Annotated in this window: 23 protein-coding genes; 9 read left to right on the top strand and 14 right to left on the bottom strand. The window is 68.1% G+C overall.

Features of this window, described 5'->3' with window-relative positions:
- Window positions 1–130: 130 nt before the first annotated feature.
- The 7 genes from AC07XB_RS22940 (at window position 131) to AC07XB_RS22910 (ending at window position 8340) form a co-directional block, all read left to right on the top strand.
- Window positions 131–991, top strand: coding sequence for a class I SAM-dependent methyltransferase (locus AC07XB_RS22940; RefSeq protein ID WP_492371889.1), 861 nt, complete (start codon window positions 131–133; stop codon window positions 989–991).
- Entirely contained in the window at window positions 988–2175 is a 1188-nt protein-coding gene (locus AC07XB_RS22935) for a glycosyltransferase (RefSeq protein ID WP_492830002.1), read from the top strand. The genes AC07XB_RS22940 and AC07XB_RS22935 overlap by 4 nt, the downstream gene beginning before the upstream one ends.
- A 63-nt stretch (window positions 2176–2238) precedes the next feature.
- Entirely contained in the window at window positions 2239–3519 is a 1281-nt protein-coding gene (locus AC07XB_RS22930; protein ID WP_492830004.1) for a hypothetical protein, read from the top strand.
- Window positions 3516–4559 (top strand): glycosyltransferase family 2 protein, encoded by a 1044-nt coding sequence (locus AC07XB_RS22925; protein WP_492830006.1) that lies wholly within the window; start codon window positions 3516–3518, stop codon window positions 4557–4559. Before AC07XB_RS22930 ends, AC07XB_RS22925 begins: the two co-directional genes overlap by 4 nt.
- Window positions 4556–5728, top strand: a complete 1173-nt coding sequence (locus AC07XB_RS22920) for a glycosyltransferase family 4 protein (protein WP_492371885.1) — start codon at window positions 4556–4558, stop codon at window positions 5726–5728. Before AC07XB_RS22925 ends, AC07XB_RS22920 begins: the two co-directional genes overlap by 4 nt.
- Window positions 5722–7062, top strand: a complete 1341-nt coding sequence (locus AC07XB_RS22915; RefSeq protein ID WP_492830008.1) for a hypothetical protein — start codon at window positions 5722–5724, stop codon at window positions 7060–7062. Before AC07XB_RS22920 ends, AC07XB_RS22915 begins: the two co-directional genes overlap by 7 nt.
- Before the next feature lie 84 nt (window positions 7063–7146).
- Complete coding sequence (locus AC07XB_RS22910) at window positions 7147–8340, top strand: glycosyltransferase (RefSeq protein ID WP_492811160.1); 1194 nt, start codon at window positions 7147–7149, stop codon at window positions 8338–8340.
- A 37-nt stretch (window positions 8341–8377) separates the two neighbouring features.
- Here AC07XB_RS22910 and AC07XB_RS22905 read toward each other — a convergent pair whose 3' ends face one another.
- The 12 genes from AC07XB_RS22905 to AC07XB_RS22850 form a co-directional block, all read right to left on the bottom strand.
- Window positions 8378–9640, bottom strand: coding sequence for a glycosyltransferase WbuB (locus AC07XB_RS22905; RefSeq protein ID WP_492830010.1), 1263 nt, complete (start codon window positions 9638–9640; stop codon window positions 8378–8380).
- 72 nt (window positions 9641–9712) lie between these two features.
- Complete coding sequence (locus tag AC07XB_RS22900) at window positions 9713–10804, bottom strand: glycosyltransferase (RefSeq protein ID WP_492830012.1); 1092 nt, start codon at window positions 10802–10804, stop codon at window positions 9713–9715.
- Between the two features lies 1 nt (window position 10805).
- Window positions 10806–11852 carry a GDP-L-fucose synthase family protein gene (locus AC07XB_RS22895; RefSeq protein ID WP_492830037.1) on the bottom strand — a complete coding sequence of 349 codons (1047 nt, stop codon included), beginning with the start codon at window positions 11850–11852 and terminating at the stop codon, window positions 10806–10808.
- Window positions 11845–13065 carry a GDP-mannose 4,6-dehydratase gene (gene gmd / locus AC07XB_RS22890; protein ID WP_492371880.1) on the bottom strand — a complete coding sequence of 407 codons (1221 nt, stop codon included), beginning with the start codon at window positions 13063–13065 and terminating at the stop codon, window positions 11845–11847. Before gmd ends, AC07XB_RS22895 begins: the two co-directional genes overlap by 8 nt.
- On the bottom strand, window positions 13052–14476 hold the full coding sequence (locus AC07XB_RS22885) for a mannose-1-phosphate guanylyltransferase/mannose-6-phosphate isomerase (RefSeq protein ID WP_492371879.1): 1425 nt from the start codon (window positions 14474–14476) through the stop codon (window positions 13052–13054). The genes gmd and AC07XB_RS22885 overlap by 14 nt, the downstream gene beginning before the upstream one ends.
- A 232-nt stretch (window positions 14477–14708) precedes the next feature.
- A complete protein-coding gene (locus AC07XB_RS22880) occupies window positions 14709–15041 on the bottom strand; it encodes a hypothetical protein (RefSeq protein ID WP_492371878.1) in 333 nt (110 codons plus the stop codon).
- 499 nt (window positions 15042–15540) lie between these two features.
- Entirely contained in the window at window positions 15541–16374 is an 834-nt protein-coding gene (locus AC07XB_RS22875; RefSeq protein ID WP_492371877.1) for an ABC transporter ATP-binding protein, read from the bottom strand.
- Window positions 16371–17135 (bottom strand): ABC transporter permease, encoded by a 765-nt coding sequence (locus AC07XB_RS22870; protein WP_492371876.1) that lies wholly within the window; start codon window positions 17133–17135, stop codon window positions 16371–16373. The genes AC07XB_RS22875 and AC07XB_RS22870 overlap by 4 nt, the downstream gene beginning before the upstream one ends.
- 1 nt (window position 17136) lies before the next feature.
- A complete protein-coding gene (locus AC07XB_RS22865; RefSeq protein WP_492371875.1) occupies window positions 17137–18129 on the bottom strand; it encodes an ABC transporter substrate-binding protein in 993 nt (330 codons plus the stop codon).
- 86 nt (window positions 18130–18215) lie between these two features.
- A complete protein-coding gene (locus tag AC07XB_RS22860) occupies window positions 18216–18962 on the bottom strand; it encodes a GntR family transcriptional regulator (protein WP_492830014.1) in 747 nt (248 codons plus the stop codon).
- On the bottom strand, window positions 18920–20332 hold the full coding sequence (locus AC07XB_RS22855) for an AtzE family amidohydrolase (protein ID WP_492830016.1): 1413 nt from the start codon (window positions 20330–20332) through the stop codon (window positions 18920–18922). The genes AC07XB_RS22860 and AC07XB_RS22855 overlap by 43 nt, the downstream gene beginning before the upstream one ends.
- Window positions 20329–20520, bottom strand: a complete 192-nt coding sequence (locus AC07XB_RS22850; RefSeq protein ID WP_492830018.1) for a DUF4089 domain-containing protein — start codon at window positions 20518–20520, stop codon at window positions 20329–20331. The genes AC07XB_RS22855 and AC07XB_RS22850 overlap by 4 nt, the downstream gene beginning before the upstream one ends.
- 455 nt (window positions 20521–20975) lie before the next feature.
- Here AC07XB_RS22850 and AC07XB_RS22845 point away from each other — a divergent pair, with 455 nt between their 5' ends.
- Together AC07XB_RS22845 and cynS are read left to right on the top strand one after the other, a co-directional pair.
- Entirely contained in the window at window positions 20976–21101 is a 126-nt protein-coding gene (locus AC07XB_RS22845) for a hypothetical protein (RefSeq protein ID WP_492371872.1), read from the top strand.
- An 87-nt stretch (window positions 21102–21188) separates the two neighbouring features.
- A complete protein-coding gene (cynS, locus tag AC07XB_RS22840; RefSeq protein ID WP_492830021.1) occupies window positions 21189–21632 on the top strand; it encodes a cyanase in 444 nt (147 codons plus the stop codon).
- Window positions 21633–21795: 163 nt separating this feature from the next.
- Here the strand turns inward: cynS and AC07XB_RS22835 are convergent, their stop codons facing one another.
- Both AC07XB_RS22835 and AC07XB_RS22830 read right to left on the bottom strand, forming a co-directional pair.
- The gene (locus tag AC07XB_RS22835) at window positions 21796–22239 is read right to left on the bottom strand and encodes a nucleoside deaminase (RefSeq protein ID WP_492371870.1); all 444 of its coding nucleotides are present in this window, start codon (window positions 22237–22239) and stop codon (window positions 21796–21798) included.
- 156 nt (window positions 22240–22395) lie between these two features.
- Window positions 22396–23001 carry a response regulator gene (locus tag AC07XB_RS22830; RefSeq protein ID WP_174425785.1) on the bottom strand — a complete coding sequence of 202 codons (606 nt, stop codon included), beginning with the start codon at window positions 22999–23001 and terminating at the stop codon, window positions 22396–22398.
- Window positions 23002–23037: the final 36 nt, after the last annotated feature.

The raw sequence follows: 23037 nt of genomic DNA, 5'->3' as shown, positions 1-23037 counted from the left end.
TGGCAACGTACAGAAACCTGAATCCCGCGCCGGCATCCTCACTGCAGGCAGACCGGTCATCCGCCCGGCAAGGCATGCCAGCGGCATGGCTGCGCTTTGGTCCAACGTTGCTCATCTTCACGAGGATGTCATGGCTTCAGGCACGGCGCAGGATCGCATCAACCAACACGCATGGCGTAGCTGGGGCGCGCGCCGGTGGTTCGGCACCGCCAGCGATTGGACGGACCCTGGCGAGGCTGCGGCGATTGCCTGGGTGGCGGACGAAGTGCGGGGCCAGCCCATTCTCGACGTTGGCGTGGGCGGCGGGCGCACCGTGGCGCTGCTGCGCACGCTGAGCGACGACTATACGGCAGTCGACTACATGCCCGAGATGGTCGAGATCTGCCAGCGCAATCATCCCGGCGTGCGGGTGATGCAGATGGATGCGCGCAACATGTCGCGCTTTGCGGACAACAGCTTCGCGCTGGTGATGTTCAGCTTCAACGGCATCGATGCGGTCGACTACGCGGGGCGCGTCGCCATCCTGCGCGAGTTCGCGCGCGTGCTGCGTCCCGGCGGCCTGATGCTGTTCTCCACGCACAACATGCGTGGGCCGAGCTATCGCGAGACTCTCTCGCGCTTCGTGCGGCTTCCGCATCTGTCGGCCAACCCTATCGCGGTTGGCATCGATACCGCGCGGGTGATCTGCAACCTGCCGATTGCCACCTTCAACTACCTGCGGCACTCGCGGCTGAACCGCGAGTTCGATGGCTATGCCATCCGGGTTTGCGCCGCCCACAAGTTCGGCATCGTGATCGTCTATACCGAGTTCGCCGCGCAGAAGCGCGCGCTCGCGGAGCTGGGGCTGCACACCGATGTGGTGTTCGGCAACCTGAACGGCGAGCCGGTGCGCGAAGGCCAGGACCTGCGCGACGTGTACTGGTTTCATTTCATTGCGCGCAAGGCCGCGGCCGGCGACTCGTCACCGGCGGCCCCCGGAGCCCGGCCATGAAGATCCTGCACGTGATCTCGTCGATCGATCCGGGTGGTGGCGGCCCGATCGAGGGTGTGCGCCAGCTGCGCGCACCCTTGCGTGAGCGCGGCGTACAGGTGCAGGTGTGCTGCGGCGACGCGCCCGATGCGCCCTGCGTGCGCGACAGCGAGCTCGACGTCATCGCGCTGGGGCCGTCATCGCTCAAGTATGGCTTCAACCGGCGCATGGTGGCCTGGCTGCGCGCGCATTGCGAAGCGTACGATGCGGTCATTGTCGAAGGCCTGTGGCAGTTCCACGCGCTGGCCGTGTGGCTGGCGCTGCGTGGCAAGCGGGTGCCGTATTTTGTGTTCACGCACGGCATGCTGGATCCCTGGTTTCGCGACCACTATCCGCTTAAGCATCTGAAGAAGAGCCTCTACTGGCTGGTCGGGGACTATTGGGTCTTGCGCCATGCGCGCGGCGTGCTGTTCACGTGCAGCGAGGAGAAGCAGCGCTCCAGCGGTGCGTTCTGGCCATACCGGTGCCGGGAGGTGGTGGCAAGCTACGGCACGGCGCAGCCGCCGCAGGACGGCGCGCCGTTGCGTGAGGCCTTTCTTGGCGCCTTCCCGGAGGTGCGCGGCAAGCGCATCGCGCTGTTCCTCGGCCGAATCCACGAGAAGAAGGGTTGTGACCTGCTGGTCGACGCCTTCGCCGGCGTGGCCGCGGCGCATCCCGCGCTGCATCTGGTGCTGGCCGGACCGCACGACACCGCGCTGCGCGCGATGCTGGAGCAACGCATTGCTGCGCATGGGCTGTCCGCGCGCGTGAGCTGGACCGGCATGCTCAAGGGCGAGCTCAAGTGGGGCGCGTTTCACGCGGCCGAGGTGTTCTGCCTGCCTTCGCACCAGGAGAATTTCGGCGTGGCGGTGGCCGAGGCGCTCGGCTGCGGCGTGCCGGTGCTGATCTCCGACAAGGTCAACATCTGGCGCGAGATCGTCGCCGACGGCGCCGGGCTGGTGGGCCCGGACACCGCGCAGGGCGCCGCTGCCTGCCTGCGGCATTGGCTGCAGGCCGAGCCCGCCGAGCAGGCACGCATGCGCATTGCCGCGCGGCAGTCCTTTGCCCGGCGCTTCCATGCCGGACAGGCCGCACAGCGGCTGCTGGACATCATCCATGGCGCGACCGAGGCTGCGCAGCCTGTCCACCACGCGGCGGCGGGATAGAGGAGGAGAGGCCATGGTCGCGCCGTCATGCCACAGCGTCATTGAGCGGGGAGCGGGAGCGCCGTGAAGCTGCTCAGATTCCTCGTCTATGCGGTGCTTTCGCAGGGGATCGGCGCGATCACCGGCCTGCTGCTGGCCCGTTGGCTTGAGGTGGGCGACTACGCCATCTACACCGTGGTCGGCCTCATCATGGGCGCCATCGCCATCGTCACCAAGGGTGGCATCCAGCTTGGCCTGAACGCGCTGCTGGGCAAGACCTGGCCGGACCGGGAGCGTGCCGCGGAACTGGCCTGCGCGGCCATGGGCCAGCGCTGGAAGCTCTCCGCCTGGCTGTTGCCGGTGGTGCTGGCGATCGCCGCGTGGCTGCTGTATCGCAACCATGCCAGCGTGATCCTGATCGTGCTGCTGCTGGCGCTGTTGCTGGCGACCTGGTACTTCGACATGCAATCGCGCGTCGTGGACCAGGTGCTGCTGTTTGCCAACCGCGCGCCCGCGCTGCAGGCGCTGGATACCGGCTTGTCCGTGGGGCGCCTGGTGCTGTCGTCCGCGCTCTACGCGCTGGGCCTGCTCGGCGTGTTGGGCGCGACCCTCGTCAACGTGCTGTTCGCGGGACTGCGCGTGCCGTTCGTGCGGCGCTGGATCGCGCGTGAGATACCGCTGGCGGCGCATGCCGGCAGCGCGGGCAAGGCGGAAGACAGCCAATACATCGGCCGCATCATGCGGCGGCAGTTGCCGCTGGAGGCGTTCTACTGCGTCCAGGGGCAACTGGTGTTCGCCATCGTTGCCTATCACGGCGCGGTCGGGCAAACGGCCTCGCTGGGCGCGCTGTCGCGCATCGGGCAATTGCTGATGCCGGTGGGCGCCGTGGTGGCCGCGTATGTGATTCCGCGCTTCGCGCAAGCGCGCGACGGCGTGCTGCGGCGCTTTGCCGGCTGGGTGGCGCTGGCTTGCCTGCCTGCCGCCGCGCTGGTGCTTCTGGCCGTGACATGGCCGGGGTTGCTGCTGTGGCTGGTGGGGCCGAACTACGCCACGCTGGGCGCCGAACTGATGATCGCCTGCCTTGGCGCGGGCTTTGCCAGCGTGGTCGGCATCGCCTGGCAGTTGCTGGCCAACCGTGGCCTGAATCATTTTGCCTTCGTGCAGGTGCCGGTGGTGCTGGCCTGGTGCGCGGCCGCGCCGCGCTTTCTCGATCTCGCCACGCTTGATGGCGTGCTGTGGTTCCAGCTCGGGCTGTCGTCGGGGCTGGCCGCGGCCATCGTCTGCGAACTCGCCGCGGCCGTGCGTGCCGGGCGCCTGCTGCCAAGCGACGAGCGCCTTGCCCCCCATGGAGGAAGCACGCAATGAGCGATGCGCCCAGCGTTACGCTGATGGTCCCGACCTACCGGCGCCCGGACATGCTCCAGCGCTGCCTGCAGGCTGCCGCCGCGCTCGTGCCGGCGCCGGTTCAGCTGATCGTGGTCTGCCGCGGCGCGGACGATCCCGACACGGCGGCGTGGCTGGCAAATACGGCGCAGGTTCGCTATCCGGCGTTGCAGGTAGTCAAGGTGACCGAGCCTGGCGTGGTGGCTGCCATGAATGCCGGCCTGCCGCACGCAACCGGCGAGCTGCTCGCGATCCTGGACGACGACGCGCTGCCGCGCGCGGACTGGCTGGCCTGCTTGCTGCCCCACTTTGCCGATGCCACGGTGGGCGGTGCCGGTGGCCGGGATGTCGTGCGCAGCGCCGATGGCGCGCCACTGGCCGTGCCGGATCTGCCGCTGGCCGGCTATCGCGACGGCTGGGGCAGGATCATCGGCGAGACGCATCGGGTGTGCGGCGCGCCGCGCGCGGTGGAAACGCTCAAGGGTTGCAACTGGATCCTGCGCCGGGCGGCGCTGGGCACGGCGCGCTTTGACGAGCGGCTGCAGGGGCAGGGCGCGCAGCCCGGCAACGAGACGTGGATGTGCCAGATGCTGCGGCACGCAGGATGGCGCCTGGTGCTCGATCCCGGCGCCATCGTTGATCACTATCCGGCCGCGCGCTACAACTACGAGCGCCAGAGCTATGCGCACAGGCGCTGCTTCGAAGAGACCTGCAACATGACGGCGATCTCGATGGCATATGCACCGCCCGCGATGCGCCTGCGGCTGGTGTTGTTCCAGCTGCTGGTGGGGTCGCGCAGTTGCCCGGGCGCTTACTTCCTGGCGCACAGCCTGCTCAAGCGTCCACGCAGCCTGCCCGGGCAATTGCTGGGTGGCTGGGGTGGCTTCGTGCAGGGCGTGCGCCTGGCGGGCACGCTGCGCATGCAGCCGCCCGGGCGGCCCACGCGCTGCGCCGGGCCGCCCGCGCAAGCCGTGTCCGCCGGAGCGAGGCTCGATGGCTCCCCACGGGGGAGCGAAGCATGAAAGCCCTCGTCACGCATCCCGGCCTGCAGCATTCGCACCAGATGGCACAGGCGCTTTATGAGCACGACATGCTCAAGCAATACTGGTCCGGCGTGCCGGTGCGCGCCCCGGGCGAGGCGCCGCCATGGTGGCTGCCGGCCGGATATCACGCCAAGGTGCGCGAGGTCGCCATCCCCAAGGCGCTGCGGCGGCACCCGGTGTTTTTCCCCGGTGTGCTCAAGCTTGGCCTCAATCGCTATGTCGGCCGCTCCGGGGCAGCTTACGCGCACCGGATCTTCCATCTGTTCGACCAATGGGTGGCCGCCCGGGTGGAGGCGGTGCGCCCGGATATCGTGGTCGCTTACGAGAATTCTGCGCTGCGGACCTTCCTGGCGGCGCGGCGCATCGGCGCGCGCTGCGTGCTGGAGGCGCCCGCCGTGCATCATCGTGCGGCCGAAGCCATGGTGCCGGTCGAGGACCGCACCTACCTTGCGCAGATCAATGCGCAAAAAGATGCGGAGATCGCGCTGGCGGACATCATCATCACCTGCTCGGAGTTTGCCGCGCGTACCTATATCGACGCCGGCGTGCCCCCCGCCAAGCTAAAGACGATCCTGCTTGGCGCAACGCTGCCGGACGACGTCCGCCGCCAGCGGCTCGCCGGCGGCCCGCGCTTTGTGTTCGCCGGGGCGGTGCGCGTGGGCAAAGGCATCGACCTGCTGCTCGACGCGTTCGCGCGGCTGCGGGAGCGGGTGCCGGAGGCGGAGCTGGCGCTTGCCGGCGCGCTCGTGGAGCAGGAGCTGGGCGGGCGCATCGCTGCCATGCCGGGCGTGCTTCAGCTTGGCGCGTTGCCGCAGCCGGCGCTGTTCCAGGTATTTGCCGATGCCGATTGCTTCGTGCTGCCGTCGCGCTTCGATTCCTTCGGCATGGTGGTGGCTGAGGCCCTGGCATGCGGCACGCCGGTGCTGCTCTCGGATCGGGTTGGTGCGAAAGAAATCATCGATGAATTCCCGCAGGCCGGGTGGGTGGTGCCGCTTTGCGCGGACGCGCTGTACCAACGCATGCTGGCCCTGGCGACAGATCGCGCGCAGCTGGAGCGCGCGCGTGCCCATGCCCGTATCGCCGGGCAGAAGTACACCTGGGCGAGGTATCGCCTGAGTGCAGCCGAAACGGTAGGCGCGCTATGCTGAGCCATTCCCTTCCCTATGCAAAACCTGCCGTGCCGGCCCACCGGGCGCGCGTCACCGTGTTCGGGCGGATCTTCATCACGGTCTTCGTGATTGCCGTGTTCGAGGGCGCCGCGCGCAAGTGGGTCTCGGATTCGCTCACCATGCCGCTGATCCTGCTGCGCGACCTGATGGTGGTGTATGCGCTGTACCACGCGGTGCGCTATTCAGGCTTTACCCCGGCGCGGCGCACCGTGCGCATGCTGCTGTGGTGGTCGGCCATTGTTTGTTTCTGGGGCTTGCTGCAGCTTGTTGCGGGCATCAACTCGCTGCCCATTTTCCTGATCGGCGTGCGCTTCTGGCTGCTGTACCTTTGGTTTGCCTACGCCGCGGCCGAGCTGCTCGAGGAGCAGGACCTGGAAGCCATCTCCAAGGCCGCGCTTGCCATGCTGCTGTTCATGGCTCCGCTGGCACTGGTGCAGCATTTTCAGTCGCCGGAGAGTTTCCTCAATCGTCAGATCGAGGGCGATCCGGATACGGTCTTCCGCGTGACGGCCGACGTGGTGCGCACCACGGGCACCTTCTCGTTCACGCTGGGCTACACCCTGTTCCTGGCGATCGTCAGCCCCTTCGCGCTGGAGGCCGTGCTGGGCGAGCAGAAGCCGGGGCTCCGGGGCAAGCTGCATTCGCTTGCGGTCATCGGCAGTCTGTTCATCGCCTCGCTGGTGAGCGGGTCGCGTTCGGCCATCCTGCTTTTGCCGATCGTATTTGGCATCGCGCTGCTGGCAAGCTTGCGCTACGGCAAGGGAAAACGGCGCAGGGCGGCGTTGTCGTGGGGCATTGTTTCCATCCTCATGAGCGTGGTCATCGTGCTGTTTGTCAGCTCGGCGGTGGACGCGACCTTGGAGCGCTTCAGCTCCGCGGCGGAGTCGGAGAGCTTCGGTGACCGGGTGGAGTCGATGTTCTTCGGTGTCAACGATGTCTCGGCCGAGCAGAGCCTGCTTGGCAGCGGGCTGGGGCTTGGCAGCAACCTTGCCAACTACTTCCTGCAGACCGGCCTGCTGTTCGTGATCAGCGAAACCGAGACCGGCCGCGTCATCGGCGAGATGGGCCTGGTCGGCTATCTGAGCATCTTGCTCAAGGCGCTGATCTTCATCAACGGCATGTGGCGCGCATTGCGCGTGGCCAGGCGCACCGGCAACTCTTTTCTCATCCTGATGTGGACCATTGCCATCTTCGGGCTGACCTCCTGGCCGGTAGTCGGGCAGCTGACAGCCAACGCGCTTGGCTTCGTGTTTGCCGGCATCACGCTGGCGGCCACGCGGCAAGCGAGCCAGCGCTTGTATCACCCCGGCTAAGCCCTGTCCCGGTTCGGCGGGGCGAAGTCACGACCTAAAAAACGACGCGGCGACGGCCGGCTATCCGCACACTTTTCAATCACCATGAAAATCATCTTGTTGGGTCACCCCGCCTTTTTTGGCAGCCACAGCATGGACCGCTTTGCCGCGATGATCATCGACGGCATGCGCGCGCGCGGCCACCAGGCTGAACTATGGACCCCCGCCGCCGTGATGTGCCGGCTGCCGGCGCGCGGCGGGCTGCGTAAATGGCTGGGCTACATCGACCAGTACATCCTGTTCCCGATGCTCGCGCTATGGCGTCTGCGCAAGGTCGACAAGGACACCTTGCTGGTGCTGGCCGATCATGCGCTGGGCATCTGGATGCCGCTGCTGCGCCATCGTCCGCACGTGGTGCATTGCCATGATTTCATTGCCCTGCGCACGCTCGCCGGCGAGTTCCCCGAGCACGGGCTCTCGGCCAGCGGGCACACCTACCAGTCGCTGATCCGTTGGGGCCTGTTGCAGGGAAGGGCGTTTATCGCCGTCTCCAACAAGACCATGCGCGACCTGCGGCGGCTGCATCCGTGCGCGCCCGAGGCCGCGTGGGTGGTCTACAACGGAATGAACTATCCGTTCCACAGGATGGGCACCACCGAAGCGCTGGCCTGCCTGCAGCGCGCTGGCGTGCCGGCCGATCCGCAAGGCATGCTGGTGCATATCGGCGGCAACCAGTGGTACAAGAACCGCGAAGGCGTGCTGGCGCTCTACCTCGCCTATTGCCAACGGTGCCGCGTGCCGCGGGCGCTGTGGATGATCGGTGGCGATCCCACCGCGGAAATGCGCGAGCAGGGCGAACGGGCGAGCCCCCTTGGCGGCAGCGTGCGCTTTCTGACGGGGCTGCCCACCGAGGCGGTGCAGGCAGCCTATTCGCTAGCCGCCGTGATGCTGTTTCCGAGCCTGGAGGAAGGGTTTGGCTGGCCCATCATCGAAGCCATGGCATGCGGCGCGCCGGTGCTCACCACCAACCGCGCGCCGATGACCGAGATCGGCGGCGACCAGGTGCAGCTGCTCGAGCCGTTGGCTAGCGGTGACATGGATGGCTGGGCGCAACGCGGCGCGGACGTGCTGGCCGGGATGCTCGCATGGCCGCAAGCGCGGCGCGCCGAAGTGGCCGCGCGCTCGATCGCGTGGGCCGGGAACTTCTCCGCCGAGAAAGCCATCGACCAGTACGAGAGCATCTATCTCACGGTGCTGGCGGCGGCTTCGGTGGAAGATCGCGTGTCGGTGGACGCCTGAACGTCTGAACGTCTGAACGCCTGAACGGTGGCGTGTGCTATTCGCTGCCGACCCCGGCGGTGCTGGGCGCGCCGGCGGGCTGGTGCCTGATCAGCGCGAACAGCGCCTTCTCCAATTCGCCCAGCACCATGTCGAGGTCCAGGTGCTGCTCGGCCCAGCGCCGGCCGGCGCCGCCCAGGTGCGCGCGCAGGGCGGGCTGCGCAGCCAGCATGTCGATGGCGGCGGCCAGCGCGGCCGCGTCGCCAGGCGGCACCAGCACGCCGCATTGCGCAACCACGCGGCCAAGCTCCGTGTCCGGCTCCGCGGTGGCGACCACCGGGCGAGCGCTGGCCAGCATGCCGGTCAGCTTCGAGGGCATGACCAGGTCGGCGGCGCCGGCGCGTTGTGGCAGCAGGTGAATGTCGGCCGCGGCCAGCAGCGAGGCAAACATGGCGGCGGGCTGCAGGGACAGGAAGCGCACCTGTGGCAGCCCCGCGCAGGCGGCCTCCAGCGCGGGGCGCCCGGCGCCGTCGCCGCAGAAGATGAAGTGCAGGCGTTCATGGCCATCGAGCAGGCGGGCGGCATCGGCCATGACATCCAGCCCCTGCTTGGCGCCCATATTGCCTGAGTACAGCGCCACCACGGCATCAGCTGGAATGCCCAGCGTGCGGCGCGCCAGCATGGCGCTGCCGGCGCCGATTTCCCACAGGTTGACCCAGTTGGGCAGCAAGGCCGCGCGCTCAGGCTCCGTGCCCTTGCCACGCGCCAGAGAGACCATGGCCTGCGAGATCGACGAGACCCGGTCAAAACGCGTCATCAACTGATGCTCCACGCGCCGCGCCACGCGGCGCAGCCAGGGCCGGCGGAGCAGCCCCAGCGCAAAAGCCGCGTCGACCTCATAGTCCTGCACATGCAGCCAGGTCTTGCAGCCGCTCCAGTGTGCGAACAGCAAAGCGGCCGGCGCGCACATCAGGGGAGGCTCCACCACGAACAGCACATCCGGGCGCCAGCGCAACTGGGCCATCAGGCTGGGCAGGCTGGATACGGCAAAGCTCGCCAGGTGCAGCAGCCGCGTGATGCCGCCCGGCTTGCGCGGTACCCACAGCGGCGCGCGATACACCTCCACCCAGCGCCGCCGCTCGCGGCTGTATTGCCACGCGCGATAGCCCTCGCCCACGCGCCACGCCGGATAGTACGGCGGCGCGGTGACTACCCGCACCTCATGGCCGCGCGCGGCCAGCCACTCGGCCTGCTCGCAGGTGTACTTGCCGATGCCGGTCAGCTCGGGCGCATAGTTCAGGCAGTACATGAGTATCTTCATGGCAACCGTAGCGTCAGTGGCGTCGATGCTCTGTATGGGGTACGCAGCTGTCGCGCCCGCTGCGGCGTGCGTCTAGTCCGCGGCCATGATCCGCACGCAGCCAGCCGCCATGGCCCTGCCCGCGGAGGCGGGAGAGTCCTCCAGCGCGGCGGCCTGGCAGCGCTCGGCGGTGGCGGCGGCATCCGCAAAACGCGTGGGCACCTGCACCAGGCACCTGGCCAGCGCACCGGCGTCGCCCGCCTTGAAATACAGGCCGGTGACGCCGTCGCGTATCAGTTCGCCGGCGTCGTCGTTATTCACGCTCACCACCACCGGGCAGCCGTAGCTCAGTGCCTCGCGTACCAGCGGATGCCAGCGCTGCGCGGCATCTGGCAGCACCAGGCAGCTCGCCTTGCGGTACTCCACGGCGAAGTCGGCCGGCGCCATCGCGCCCAGGAAGCGTACCGACGGCCCCAGCCCGAGCGCGTCGGCCATGGTGCGCAGCCGGCCATAAGCGCGGCCCGTACCCACCAGCGATAGCGTGGCCGCCGGCCACGCCTGCCGCGCGCCGGCAAAGGCATAGAGCAGCAGCACCAGGGCCGGATCGTGCGTGAGGGCGCCAACATGCAGGAAATGCGGCGCATGCGGCGGTGCAGCGTGCTCGACCCGCTCGCGCCGTTCGGCGGCAGCATCGAAGCCGTCCGGCAGCACGGCTGGCGGGCGGCAGGCAAAGATCTTGCGCGGGGGAACGTCGGCGGCAATGGCGCGCGCGCAGCCGCGCTCGCTGCCGACGAATACGCCCTGGCAATGGCGCAGCAATACCGCGTCTGCCAGCGCGCCAACTCGCCCAGGCACGCTGGCAAAGGCGGCCCCGTGGAAGAAGGCCGCGCGTCGCCGCCCCAGCGCCATGCTGGCCAGCAGCATGGCCCAGTTCTCCAGCCGGCTCTGGCCCGCCAGCACCACCAGCGCGCCGGGACTGAGCGAGATGGCGCGCATCTGCTGCAGGCAGCGCCGCCACAGGCCCGCATCCGCGCTGCCCGTGGGAAAGATGACCTGTCCGGGCCAGAGCGCACCGGGACTCGCTGCCGCGCCGCTGGCGGCCGAGGTTGCCGAGGTAGCCGACGTTGCGGACGCAGTGGCCTGAGGCCGCGCGCGCTTGTCGGGATGGCGGAGCAGGGGTTTCATGTCAGGTCTCCACGTGTTGTGCCGGTGCTGTGCCATGTGCCAGCCTTCCGCTCTGCAGTGCATCCAGGTAGGCCAGGCGCAGGCCGTCGCGCAGCGCCACGGCCGGTTGCCAGCCGGTGGCGGCAAGGGCCGTGCAGTCGAGCCGCTTGCGCGGTGTGCCGTCGGGCTTGCCGCTGTCGAAGACGATGTCGCCGCGAAAGCCCACGGTCTGCGCCACCAGCCCCGCCAGTTCGCGCACGCTGACTTCCTCGCTGCTGCCCACGTTCAGGAATCCGGCCGGCGCGGTCTGGCGGTACACGTCCTCGGCCAGCGCCATCACATGCAGGCATGCCGCGGCCAGGTCGTCCGCGTAGAGGAACTCGCGCAGCGGCGTGCCGCTGCCCCACACCGGCACGTGCTGGGCGTGGGCCATGCCGGCTTCGTGGAAGCGCCGCAGCAGGCCCGGTATCACGTGGCTGTTGTCGGGGTGATAGTTGTCGCCCGGGCCGTAGAGGTTGGTCGGCATCACGCTGCGGTAGTCGGTGCCGTACTGGCGGTTGTAGCTCTCGCACAGCGCAATGCCTGCGATCTTGGCCAGGGCGTAGGGGGCGTTGGTGGGCTCCAGCGGCCCGGTAAGCAGCGCGGCCTCGCTGATGGGCTGGGGTGCGAACTTCGGGTAGATGCAGCTCGATCCGAGGAATAGCAGGCGCTTCACGCCCGCGCGCCAGGCTTCGTGGATGACGATGGCCGCGATCATCAGGTTCTGCTGGATGAACTCGGCGGGAAAGGTATGGTTGGCGTGGATGCCGCCTACGCGCGCGGCTGCCAGGTAGACCGTGTCGATGCCCTGGGTGGCGAAGAACGCGCGCACCTGCTGCTGGTCGGTGAGGTCGAGCTCGGTGTGGCCGCGCGTGATGATGTCGGCCTGGCCACGCGCGTCCAGCGCACGCACGATGGCCGAGCCGACCATGCCGCGGTGGCCCGCCACGAACACCCGCGAGTGCCGCGCTGGCAAGGATGCGGATGACGGCGTGGGGTCGCTTGACACTGCGGTGCCGGCGTCACTCATGATGGTCATAGGCCCGGAAGCCAGCCAGCTTGACGAACGCATCGCGCCGCGCCGCGGCAAAGTCCGCTTCCATCATTTCCCGCACCAGCGCCCCGAAGCTCGTGCGCGGCGACCAGCCCAGCTGTTCGCGCGCCTTGCTGGCGTCGCCCAGCAACGTCTCGACTTCGGTCGGTCGGAAGTAGCGCGGGTCCACCCGCACAATCGTGTCGCCTGGCTTGCAGCGCGCTGCCACCGGGCAGGTGGCGGCATCAACGTGCGCCACCACGCCCACCTCGCCGGCGCCTTCGCCCTCGAAGCGCACCGCGATGCCGAGCTCCAGGGCGGCCAGCTGCACGAACTCGCGCACGCTGTGCTGCTCGCCGCTGGCGATCACATAGTCCTCGGCTTTGTCCTGCTGCAGCATCAGCCACTGCATTTCCACGTAGTCGCGCGCGTGGCCCCAGTCGCGCAGGGCCGACAGGTTGCCGAGATAGAGCGTGTCCTGCAGCCCCAGCACGATGCGCGCCATCGCCCGCGTGGTCTTGCGCGTGACAAAGGTCTCGCCGCGCACCGGGCTCTCGTGGTTGAACAGGATGCCGTTGCAGGCATACATGCCGTAGGCCTCGCGATAGTTCACCGTGATCCAGTAGGCGTACAACTTGGCGGCTGCATAGGGGCTGCGCGGGTAGAACGGCGTGGTCTCCTTCTGCGGTGTTGCCTGCACCAGGCCGTACAGCTCGGATGTGGACGCCTGGTAGAAGCGCGTTTGCTTCTCCAGGCCAAGGATGCGCACGGCTTCGAGCAGGCGCAGCGTGCCCAGCGCATCCGTGTTGGCGGTGTATTCCGGTTCCTCGAACGACACCTGCACGTGGCTTTGCGCCGCCAGGTTGTAGATTTCGTCAGGTTGCGATTGCTGTACCACCCGCACCAGGCTGGCGGTGTCGGTCATGTCGCCGTGATGCAGGATCAGGCTGCGCCTGGACGCTTGCGGATCCTGGTACAGGTGGTCGATGCGCTCGGTGTTGAACAGCGAACTGCGGCGCTTGATGCCGTGCACCTCGTAGCCTTTGGCAATCAGCAGCTCACACAGGTAGGCACCGTCCTGGCCGGTGATGCCAGTGATCAGCGCGCGGCGCGGGCGTTGCGCCCCGCCGCTGCCGGTGTTGCCGCTGGCTTCGGGCTGCAGCTCGGTGGTCGCAAGCCGGCCGAAGGGTTCGAGATCATGTGCGCCCATAGATATCTGCCATCCGGATGATGTCGTCTTCGCCAAGGTAAGAGCCGGACTGGATCTCGATCAGTTCGAGCGGGATCCGGCCGGGGTTTTCAAGGCTGTGCGCCTCGCCGATCGGGATATAGGTGGATTGGTCTTCGGTCAGCAGGTACTCGACGTCTCCGCGGCGCACGCGCGCCGTGCCGGAAACCACCACCCAGTGCTCGGCACGGTGGTGATGCAGTTGCAGCGAGAGCTTGGCGCCGGGTTTGACCGTGATGCGCTTGACCTGGTAGCGCGTACCGTGGTCCACCGCGTCGTAGGCGCCCCAGGGCCGGTAGACCTTGCGATGCTGGGTGGCCTCGGGGCGGCCCTGGGCGCGTACCGTTTCCACCAGTTGCTTCACGTCCTGGCAGTGATCCTTGTGGACCACCAGCACCACGTCCGGCGTTTCCACCACCATCACGTCGTCCAGGCCGGCGACCGCCACCATTCGGTGCGAGGCGTGGACGAGGCAGCCCCGCGCGTGGTGCGTGACCACGTCGCCGATGGCCACGTTGCCATCGGCGGTCTTCTCTGCGGCCTTCCAGACCGCATCCCAGGAGCCCACGTCGCTCCAGTCGGCGGACAGCGGGGCCATTTGCGCGTCACGCAGGTGCTCCATCACGGCGTAGTCGATCGAGTCGGAGCGGCAGGCGGCGAAGGCGTCCGTGTCGAGCCGGAAGAAGTCCAGGTCGCGGTGGCCGCGCACCATCGCTTCCTGCGCGGCCAGCAGGATGTCGGGGGCGAACCGCTCCAGCGCGGCGAGATAGACGGAGGCGCGGAACAGGAAAATGCCGCTGTTCCAGAAGCAGTTGCCTTCCTGCAGGTAGCCGGTGGCCATTTCCAGCGAGGGCTTCTCGACGAAGCGCGCGACCGACAGCAAGTCGGCCGTATTGCTGGGCACCGCCTTGATATAGCCGTAGCCGGTGGCGGCAAACGTGGGCACCACGCCCAGCGTCACCACCACGCCCGTCGCGGCCACGGCGCTGGCCTGGCACACGGTCTGCGTGAAGGCGGCGCGGTCGCGGATCAGGTGATCGGAAGGCAGCACCAGCAGCACCGGGTCCGCGCCGCCGCTGCGCGCTTGCAGCGCGGCCACCGCCGCGGCGGGCGCGGTATTGCGCGGATGCGGCTCGAGCACGATGGCGGACAACGCGCAGCCAGCCTCCCGCGCTTGCTCGGCCACCACGAAACGGTGCGCTTCGTTGCTGACCAGGATTGGGGCTTGCGCACCGGGAATCTCCCGCACCCGCAACAGGGTGTCCTGCAGCAGCGAGTCTTGTCCGAGCAGGCGCAGGAACTGCTTGGGATAGCCGTCGCGCGACAACGGCCACAGCCGCGAGCCCGCTCCGCCACACAGGATGACCGGTACGATCTGCTTGTCGTCTGCCATGGCATGTCTCCTTCACGCAGCACGAAGCCTGGCTCGCGTTCGTGGCGAGCCGGGTGACGGGTAGTGAAGTGACTGTAATGCCGGGCCACAGGGGGGGACTGTTGGCTAGCACACACTCGATGGCGCGCTGGCGCGGCGTGACGGGTGCGCTATGCAAGCACAAAAAAAGACGCCGTCCGCGCGCAAGGCGGGACGGCGTACGTGGCTACCTTGCCGGGACGGCTCGGCCGGTTTAGCGGGTCCAGTAGCCGGGCCGCATCACCCAGCCGCCGTGCGGGCTTTGCACCCAGCGCTCGGGCACATAGCGGTGACCCGGGCGTTCGCGCTGCCAGTAGCCGCCGCGCCAGGCATAGCTGCCGCCGTTGGCGTTCCAGTGTCCCGGCACCCATGCCTGGCCAGGGCGGCCCGGCGGGCGCGGTTCATAGCGCGGCGGGGGCGGCGCGGGGCGCATGTGCGGGCTGCCGTGGTAGCCCGGGGGATAGGCCTGGGCCTGGGCCGGCGAGATCAGGCCAAGCGCGGCGCCGGCGGCAAGGGTAGTGAGGGCGAGCAGCAGTTGGCGTTTCATGGTTCAACTCCAGGGGTGCGAGCGATGCATTGGATTTCGGGGGCGGCGCGTGCGTGTTACCTGCAGCCGCTCAATAGCGGTCGTGGTAACGGTACGGCGGCGGGCCGCCACGCGGGGGCACCACGATGCAGGCGGACAGCAGGGACGCTGCGGAGCAGAGCAGGACAACGAGGGCGATGGCGCGTTTCATGTTGGGGACTCCGTGACTGGCTTCGCGTTGAACATGGCCTCACTGTAGCCATCGGGCCCGCGCCGGTGTGCTTGCACTTGTAAGGCGCAATCACACTTTCAAGGGCCTCGGCTTCACCTTTGGCGAGGCTTTCCGGGCCCTTGCACGTCACCCGCCAGGCCTTGCCGGCATTGGGCGCACGGGTGATGGCGCGGGGCCGGCCGCAGCCTCGAAAAGAAAACGGGACCGTGGCCGGTCCCGTAATGTGGCGTTACATCGGAAATAACTCTCGCAAAGATTTGCCTGTGCAGCGGCCCGTTTGCACGCGTCTCAGCGTGCCCGCACCTCGCGCTGGAACACTGCCAGCGCATGCGCGCGGGTGGCGATGAAGCGCGGATCGGCCACCGCCTGCGCATCGCGCGGGCGCGGCATGTCGAAGTCGATCGCCTCGGCCACGCGCGTGGGCCGGCGCGTCAGCAGCAGGATGCGGTCGGCCAGGAAGACTGCGTCTTCCAGGTCGTGCGAGACGATCACCATGGTGGTGCCCTCCGCCAGTTGCACCTCCTGGAGCTTGTCGCGAATGAACAGGGTGGTCTCGAAATCCAACGCAGAAAAGGGTTCGTCGAGGAACAGCACCTCGGGCCGCGGCGCCAGCGCGCGCATGATGCAGATCAGCTGCTGCTGCCCGCCCGAGAGCTCATAGGGAAAGCGGTTGACGTCGAAGCGCACGTCGAAGGTGCGCAGCAGCTCCTCGGTGCGGGCCTTGGCCTGTGCCTCCGGCATGCCTTTGCGGCGCAGCGGGTAGGCCACGTTGTCGCGCGCGGAGATCCACGGCAGCAGGGCGTCCCGGTAGTTCTGGAAGACGTAGCCGATCACGGTCTGGCGCAGCGTCTTGCCATCGAACAGCACCTCGCCCCGGTCGAACGGCAGCAGGCCGGCCACCATGTTGATCAGCGTCGACTTGCCGCAGCCATTGGGCCCGAAGATCGAGACGATCTTGCCGCGCGGCAGGTCCAGGTCGAGATGCTGGTACAGCGGCACGCCGCCGAAGGCCTTGGACAGGCCGCGGATGGTGACATGGACCTCGCGCCCGGCCGGAGCGGCCACCAGCGCCGATGGCGGCGGCGCGTCGGCCACGCCGGCGCCCGATTGCAGGACTCTCATTTGCCGCTCCAGTGGACAAAGCGCTTCTCCAGCATGAAGAAGGCCAGGTTGAGCACGTAGCCAAGCGCGCCGGTGACCAGGATGGCGGCGTACATGCTGCGGATATTGAAGACCTGCTGCGCATCGATGATGCGGTGGCCAAGGCCTGTGTCCGAGCCGATGAACATCTCCGCCACGATCACGATCACCAGCGACATCGACACGCCGGTGCGCAGCCCGACAAAGGTCTGCGGCAGGCTCTCCATCAGCAGCACGTCCTTGAACACGTGCCACTTCGATACGCCCATGGCCTGCACCGCCAGCACGCGCGTCTTCCTGGCGTTCATCACGCCATACGCACTGTTGAACAGGATCAGCAGCACCGCCGCGAAGGCGGCAATGGCGATCTTGTTCGCATCCGACAGGCCGAACAGCAGCATGAACAGCGGGATCAGCGCGGATGACGGCGTGGAGCGGAAGAAGTCGATCAGGAATTCCACGCTGCGATAGGCCGGGACCGAGCTGCCCAGCGCCACGCCCAGCGGCACGCCGATCACCGCGGCGATCGCAAAGGCGTAGAAGGTGCGCGACACGGTGGCCAGCAGGTCCGCGTTGATGGACCCGTCGGCAACGCTTGTGAACAGTACCCCGAGCGTTGCCGCCGGCGATGGCAGCAGCACCGGGTTGACCCATTTGGCCGACACCGCTGCTTGCCACAGCGCCAGCAGCGCCAGTGGGCCGATCAGCGGCAGCAGCCGCGGCGCCAGGTTGGATGCACGCATGTCAGCCCCGGTAGAGCATGTCCGCCACCGGCACCCGGCGGGCAAACAACTTGCGGTCGTGGAAGACGTCGAAGAATTTCTGGAAGGCCTCGATATCGGCCGGCTTGAACTCGTTGTAGAGCGTGAAGCCGGGCAGCGGCACTTCCCTGGCCAGCTGGTCGTCGATGCTGGTGTAGCCCTTCAGGAAGGGGCGCACCTTGACGGGGTCCTTGCGCACCATGTCGATGGCCTGGCCGTAGGCGGCGATAAAGCGTTTCGACAACTCAGGGCTGGACGAGAGGAAGGCCGAGGTCAGCGAAGCCGAGCCGCCAAACCACGGCAGGCTGGCGTTGCCCAGCACGTAGCGCGAGATCACGCCGTACTCCAGCGCGCGGCAGGTGCCGTTGAGGCGGCCCACGGTGCCGGTGGGTTCCAGCGTGTAGACCGCGTCGAGCTGGCCCGCGGCGAGTGCGGCCACGTGCTGGCCTACCGGCAACTCGACGGGTTTGACGTCGGCGTAGCCGTTCTTCTCGAAGATCACCTTGGCCAGCGTCACGTTCTGGATGCCGGGGCCGCAGCCGATGCGCTTGCCCTTGAGCTCGGCCAGGGTCTTGAAGGGGCTGTCCTTGGCCACCAGGATTTCATCGAGCAGCAGCGTAGCGTTGGACGGGTTGGCGGCAAAGATCTTGCACAGGCCGGGCGAGGTGATCTCGCCCAGGCCTAGCGCCGCGGAAGCCGTGCCGTTGGCCGAGCCCTCGATGCGCCCGGCGATCATGGCTTCCACCACCTGCTGCGCGCTGGCGAACTTCACGGCCTCCACCTCCAGGCCGGCCCGCTTGAACAGCCCCGTCTCGATGCCCGCGTACAGCGGGATGCCGCCGGCGATCGGCCAGAAGCCCAGGCGGATCTTCGGCGCCTGCGCGCGCACGATGGCAGGCGCGGCCAGCATCGCGCCGGCGGCAAGGCTCTGGCGCAGGGCGAGGCGGCGGCGTGGGTTGAAGCGTGAATCGGTCATGTTGATCTCGCGACGAAAGGAGTGGAGGGACAAAATCGGGAGACGCCGGGGAGTGCCGCGCCTATGCGGTGCTATCTCGGTGCATGTCAGGCGCGTGCGCGCGCGCCGTCGGTGCGTATCGTCTGCAAGCGGTGCAGCGTGATCTTGCGCACTTCGGCGCGGCTTTCTTCAATATGGCTGGACAGCAGCAAAACGGCCTGCTCCGCGCGCTGGCGCTGGATCTCGCGCAGGATGGCGGCGTGCTCGTCGTAGGTGGCGGTCACGCGCGCGGCGTAGGTGAAATCGAGCCGGCGGATGATGCGGATGCGCTCGGTCACCTGACGGTGCACGCTGGCGATTTCGCGATTGCCCGCCGCCGCTACCAGTGCCGCGTGAAAGGCCTCATCGTGTTGCGCCACCAGGCGGCCGTCGTCCAGGCGCGCGTCCCGCGGCACCTGCCAGAACTGCGCAAGCTGGGCCAGCGCGCCGTGATCCACCGTGGGTGTGGCGTGCGTGCAAAGCATGCGCACGGCGTTGACCTCGATCAGCTTGCGCAGTTCGTAGAGCTCGTCGAAGCGTGTGAAATCCAGTGGCACCACCTCCCAGCCGCTGCGGAAATACACCTGCACCAGCGCGTCGGATTGCAGCCGCAGCAGCGCCTCGCGCACCGGCGTGCGCGACACGCCCAGGCGCTGGGCGATCTCGCCTTCGGTGAAGCGGTCGCCGGGAAGCATCCGGAACTCGAAGATGTCGTCGCGCAGCTGCGCGTAGACCGCTTCGGCGCGCGAGACCACACGGACCTCGGCGCCGCTCATGCCGCGGCCCGCGCGAGCAATGCGGATGGCCGCGGGCATGCCGCCACGCCTACGGCCTCCAGCGCCTGGGCGGCCGCAAAGGCCAGGTCCTCGCGCCACGGCGGCGCGATCAGTTGCACGCCTAGCGGCAAGCCGGCGGGGCCTGCCAGCGGCACAGTGAGCACTGGCAGGCCGATGCACGAGATGGGCTGGGTCAGCAGGCCCAGGCTGGCGCGCGCCGGCAGCACCTGGCCGTTGATGTCGATGCTCTCCTGCCCGGCCAGCGGCGCAGCCACCGGCGTGGCCGGGGCGATCAGCAGCTCGGTGCGCGTGAAGGCGTCGAGCAGTTCCTGGCGAAAGGCCGCGCGCACTTGCTGTGCGCGCACATACCACGCGGCCGGCAGCACCAGTCCGGCGGCCAGGCGGTCGCGCGAGAGCGGCTCCATCTGCGCGTACTGGTGCCGCAGATGCTCGCGGTGCAGGTGCCCGCCCTCGGTGCCGGTGATGACGAAGGCGGCCGAGCGCGCGGCCGCCGCGCCCGGCAGATGGATCACGTCCGTGGCTTCGAGCGCGTCGGCCACGCGCTGCGCGGCGGCGCGCGCATCGGGGCCGGCCATGTCATCGAAGTAGCCGCCCAGGCGTGCCGCGCGCACGCGCCTGGGCGCCTGGCCGCTGACCGCTTCGAGCGGGCGGCGCGCACAGGCCGGATCCCGGGTGTCGGCGAACTGCAGCATATCGTAGGCCGCCGCGAGGTCCGCCACCGAGCGCGCGAAGGGGCCGACGTGGTCCAGGCTGTGCACGAACGGATAGCTGCCGCGGCGGGACAGCCGCCCATAGGTGGGCTTGAGCCCGAAGATGCCGGTGAGCGCGGCCGGCACGCGGATCGAGCCATTGGTGTCCGAGCCGAGCGACAACGGCACCAGGCCCGCGGCCACCGCCGCCGCGCTGCCGCCGGAGGAGCCGCCCGCCACGCGGGCCAGGTCGTGCGGATTGCGGCAGGTGCCCCGATGTGCGTTCTCGGTGGTGAAGCCGTAGGCGAACTCGTCCATGTTGAGCGTGCCCACCAGCACCGCGCCCGCCTCGCGCATGCGCGAAACCAGCACCGCGTCGCGCCGGGCCGGTGCGGTGCCGGCCAGCACGCGAGAGCCCGCCAGCGTGGTGAGGTCCGCCACGTCGAACAGATTCTTCACTGCATAGGGCACGCCCGCCAGCGGCGGCAGCCGCGCGCCCTGGGCGCGCAGCGCATCGACGCGGCGCGCCTCGCCCAGCGCGCGCTCGCGCGTCACGGCGGTGAAGGCGTGCAGCAGCGGGTCGCAGGCCTCGATGCGCGCGAGCGTGGCGGTGGCCACATCCAGCGCGCTGCGCGCGCCGGTGTCGATGTCACTGCGGATCGCCAGCGCGGATTCGAACACGGGATCGCGCGCGCTCATGGCCGGTACACCGGAGCTGGCTCATCGTGCGCATCCAGCGGGTGCGCCAGCATGGGCGCTGCTATCGCGGCCACGCGCAGGAATTGTTCGATCACGCGCGTCTCGGCGTCCTCGGGCAGCTCCAGCCCGTGCAGCTTGAGCGCGCTGCGGGCGTAGTGCGCCAGCGTCTCGTCGCAAAATTGGGTCATGGCGTTTCTCCGGGAATTCGCGGGTCTCAGGCTGCGGCCGTTGTGCCCTGCTTGTATGCGATCTTGTATGCAAGCAATGGCTGTGCCACGTGCGGCGCGACGCGATGCACGGCGTGCGGCAGGATTCCACCCGCCGCGCTGCACCGCTTGGGGGCGAGGGTGCAATGCCAGGTGCGCACGCGCGGCGTGATTCACCGCGGCAGTGCGTGCGCCGCAGCGGCCTTGGTGCGCCTGTGCGTAGCGCCTGCGCTTGCAGGCACCACCTAGCGAGGCGTCCAGTGTCCTGCGCAGTGGCATGAACCTTGCGCGGAGCGCTTTGTCACGGAGGGCGCGCGCGTGGTCATTCTGGTGATGCGCGCACCGATCCACACTGGCACGCGGTGACATTGCCTGATGTGTGCCTGAGGCGTGCCGGACGCGTCACCATCTAGTGCGCGTGAACCTGTGGAGGTGCGATGCCGATCCTTCTTGTCGTGTTGGCGCTGCAGGCCCTCGTGCCGGGTGCTACGTCCTTTGCCGCGCTGGTGCGATACGACAACGCGCGCACCGCGGTTTGCACGCGGCTGGACGGGCTTCCCTGACATCGTCCGGCGCTAGTGCCGCCCCGTCTTGGCATCCGTCCCCCCAAAAGTCCCCCCAAAGCCAATCCAGAAACCAGAGGAGCACAAATGAATCGCAGCGATATCACCGACCTGATCATCGAAGCCAAGGTCACCAAAGGCATCAGGTGGTCCGATGTGGCCGAGAAGGTCGGCAAGAGCAAGGAGTGGACGACCGCCGCGTGCCTGGGCCAGATGGCCTTCGACGCGCCCGGCGCGCAGGCCGTGATGGAGATCTTCAGCTTGCCGCCGGAGGCCGAGCCGTGGCTGCGCACCGTGCCATACAAGGGCTCGCTGCCCACTCCCGTGCCGAGCGATCCGCTGATCTACCGCTTCTATGAACTGGTCAGCATCTACGGGACGACCTTCAAGGCGCTGATCCATGAAGAGTTTGGAGACGGCATCATGAGCGCGATCGATTTCCGCATGGACCTGCAGCGCGAGGCCGATCCGAATGGCGATCGCGTGAAGATCGAGATGTCGGGCAAGTTCCTGCCCTACAAAACCTACTGACCGGGGCTGGCACCCAGGCGCTTTGCACCACGCAGAAACGGGTACGCCCCCTGTTCCGGCCTGCTGAAAATCACGCAGAAACGGGTACGGAGCGGGTTCTGTGGATCACGCAGAAACGGGTACGCTTTGCATTTGCGGCCCGTTTTTGCGCATGGCTTTCGCCCTATGCCCCATACAGTTGCGCTGCTGTCATCCCTGCCGGCAGGCGGGTGAGCGGCAGCGGCGGCGGATCCAGCGGCAGGCGCAGCGCCTGGTAGGCGGCCTCGCTCGAAAGCCCGTAGGGCGCGGCGTCGGCATTGTCGAAGGCGTAGTACACCGCCTGCACGCCGGTCATGATCAACGCGGCCAGGCACATCGGGCACGGATGGCCGCTGGCGTACACCACGGCACCCTTGAGGCTCGGCCGGCCGAGCTTGCGGCACGCGGCGCGGATGGCCTGCATCTCCGCGTGCGTGGTGGGGTCGAAGCTGTGCACGATGTCGTTGACGCCGGTCGCCACCTGCTCGCCATCGAGCGTGAGCACCGCGCCAAAGGGGCGGCCGCCGCGTGCGCGATTGGCGTGTGCCAGGCGTACAGCTTCCCGCAGGTGTTGTTCATGCATAGACATGGGGGATCTCCGGGAGGGGGAGTGTGGCTAGGGCAGAAGCAGACCGCCCTTTACCGCACGCGATGCGCGTAAATATGAAACCCGGCGCATCATGGTATTTGAAAAAAATGATATACAATGGCGACGCTGAATCCCGCCATTGCGCCTGCCCAAATCCTAGGCTGGCGTGCCAGGGCCGACCTGCAAGGTCACCACCAGCGACTGCAGCACGGACATCGGGATTGGCTTGGAAAAGACACGGATATGCCCGGGAATACCGCCGCGGTCCGCAATGGCATGCTTGTCCAGCGAGGTCACCACGACGATACGTGTGGCGGCAAACTCCTGCTGCGCGTCGATGGTCCTGCACAGGCGGAAGCCATCGATGCCAGGCATGATCAGATCCAGGAGGACAAGGTCGGGTTTGCTGCTGCCAATGAGCAGCAGGCCGTCGTATCCGTTCGTGGCCTCGAGTATTTCGACCGACGGGTTGAGGGTTTCCAGCGCCATGCGGTAAATCTGCAGCAGGTGCTCGTCGTCTTCCACCAGCAGTACGCGAAACGCCCTTCCCGCCGGGGCGGCTGCCGCTGTCGTGGGTGCGGCGGTCTGGCTGCGCTGGTCGGCCACCATGCGGTCGACCGAATCGGCCGGGATCCTGCGATGTCCGCCGTCAGTCTTCCACGCGGGCAGCCGGCCATTTTCGACCCAGAGCTGGACCGTGCGCAGGGAGACGCCCAGCATCTCGGCAGCGGTCCTGGTGGAATAAAAGCGCAGATCGGTCATATGGCCTCTTCAACTGACGCAACGCGCGCCGGGCGA

Source organism: Cupriavidus sp. GW821-FHT02F09 (assembly GCF_059421605.1).
The sequence above is the reverse complement of the archived record's forward strand: the minus strand, read 5'-3'. Positions and strand labels throughout refer to the sequence as shown.

Excerpts from the sequence above, each read along its gene's own strand:
- AC07XB_RS22915 (WP_492830008.1), top strand. The coding sequence starts at position 5,722 with ATGCTGAGCCATTCCCTTCCCTATGCAAAACCTGCCGTGCCGGCCCAC.
- AC07XB_RS22875 (WP_492371877.1), bottom strand. The coding sequence starts at position 16,374 with ATGAGAGTCCTGCAATCGGGCGCCGGCGTGGCCGACGCGCCGCCGCCA.
- AC07XB_RS22900 (WP_492830012.1), bottom strand. The coding sequence starts at position 10,804 with ATGAAACCCCTGCTCCGCCATCCCGACAAGCGCGCGCGGCCTCAGGCC.
- cynS (WP_492830021.1), top strand. The coding sequence starts at position 21,189 with ATGAATCGCAGCGATATCACCGACCTGATCATCGAAGCCAAGGTCACC.
- AC07XB_RS22905 (WP_492830010.1), bottom strand. The coding sequence starts at position 9,640 with ATGAAGATACTCATGTACTGCCTGAACTATGCGCCCGAGCTGACCGGC.
- AC07XB_RS22850 (WP_492830018.1), bottom strand. The coding sequence starts at position 20,520 with ATGACCCAATTTTGCGACGAGACGCTGGCGCACTACGCCCGCAGCGCG.
- AC07XB_RS22835 (WP_492371870.1), bottom strand. The coding sequence starts at position 22,239 with ATGTCTATGCATGAACAACACCTGCGGGAAGCTGTACGCCTGGCACAC.
- AC07XB_RS22940 (WP_492371889.1), top strand. The coding sequence starts at position 131 with ATGGCTTCAGGCACGGCGCAGGATCGCATCAACCAACACGCATGGCGT.
- AC07XB_RS22880 (WP_492371878.1), bottom strand. The coding sequence starts at position 15,041 with ATGAAACGCCAACTGCTGCTCGCCCTCACTACCCTTGCCGCCGGCGCC.
- AC07XB_RS22910 (WP_492811160.1), top strand. The coding sequence starts at position 7,147 with ATGAAAATCATCTTGTTGGGTCACCCCGCCTTTTTTGGCAGCCACAGC.
- AC07XB_RS22885 (WP_492371879.1), bottom strand. The coding sequence starts at position 14,476 with ATGGCAGACGACAAGCAGATCGTACCGGTCATCCTGTGTGGCGGAGCG.
- AC07XB_RS22855 (WP_492830016.1), bottom strand. The coding sequence starts at position 20,332 with ATGAGCGCGCGCGATCCCGTGTTCGAATCCGCGCTGGCGATCCGCAGT.
- AC07XB_RS22920 (WP_492371885.1), top strand. The coding sequence starts at position 4,556 with ATGAAAGCCCTCGTCACGCATCCCGGCCTGCAGCATTCGCACCAGATG.
- AC07XB_RS22865 (WP_492371875.1), bottom strand. The coding sequence starts at position 18,129 with ATGACCGATTCACGCTTCAACCCACGCCGCCGCCTCGCCCTGCGCCAG.
- AC07XB_RS22860 (WP_492830014.1), bottom strand. The coding sequence starts at position 18,962 with ATGCCCGCGGCCATCCGCATTGCTCGCGCGGGCCGCGGCATGAGCGGC.
- gmd (WP_492371880.1), bottom strand. The coding sequence starts at position 13,065 with ATGGGCGCACATGATCTCGAACCCTTCGGCCGGCTTGCGACCACCGAG.
- AC07XB_RS22925 (WP_492830006.1), top strand. The coding sequence starts at position 3,516 with ATGAGCGATGCGCCCAGCGTTACGCTGATGGTCCCGACCTACCGGCGC.
- AC07XB_RS22845 (WP_492371872.1), top strand. The coding sequence starts at position 20,976 with ATGCCGATCCTTCTTGTCGTGTTGGCGCTGCAGGCCCTCGTGCCGGGT.
- AC07XB_RS22870 (WP_492371876.1), bottom strand. The coding sequence starts at position 17,135 with ATGCGTGCATCCAACCTGGCGCCGCGGCTGCTGCCGCTGATCGGCCCA.
- AC07XB_RS22935 (WP_492830002.1), top strand. The coding sequence starts at position 988 with ATGAAGATCCTGCACGTGATCTCGTCGATCGATCCGGGTGGTGGCGGC.
- AC07XB_RS22830 (WP_174425785.1), bottom strand. The coding sequence starts at position 23,001 with ATGACCGATCTGCGCTTTTATTCCACCAGGACCGCTGCCGAGATGCTG.
- AC07XB_RS22895 (WP_492830037.1), bottom strand. The coding sequence starts at position 11,852 with ATGAGTGACGCCGGCACCGCAGTGTCAAGCGACCCCACGCCGTCATCC.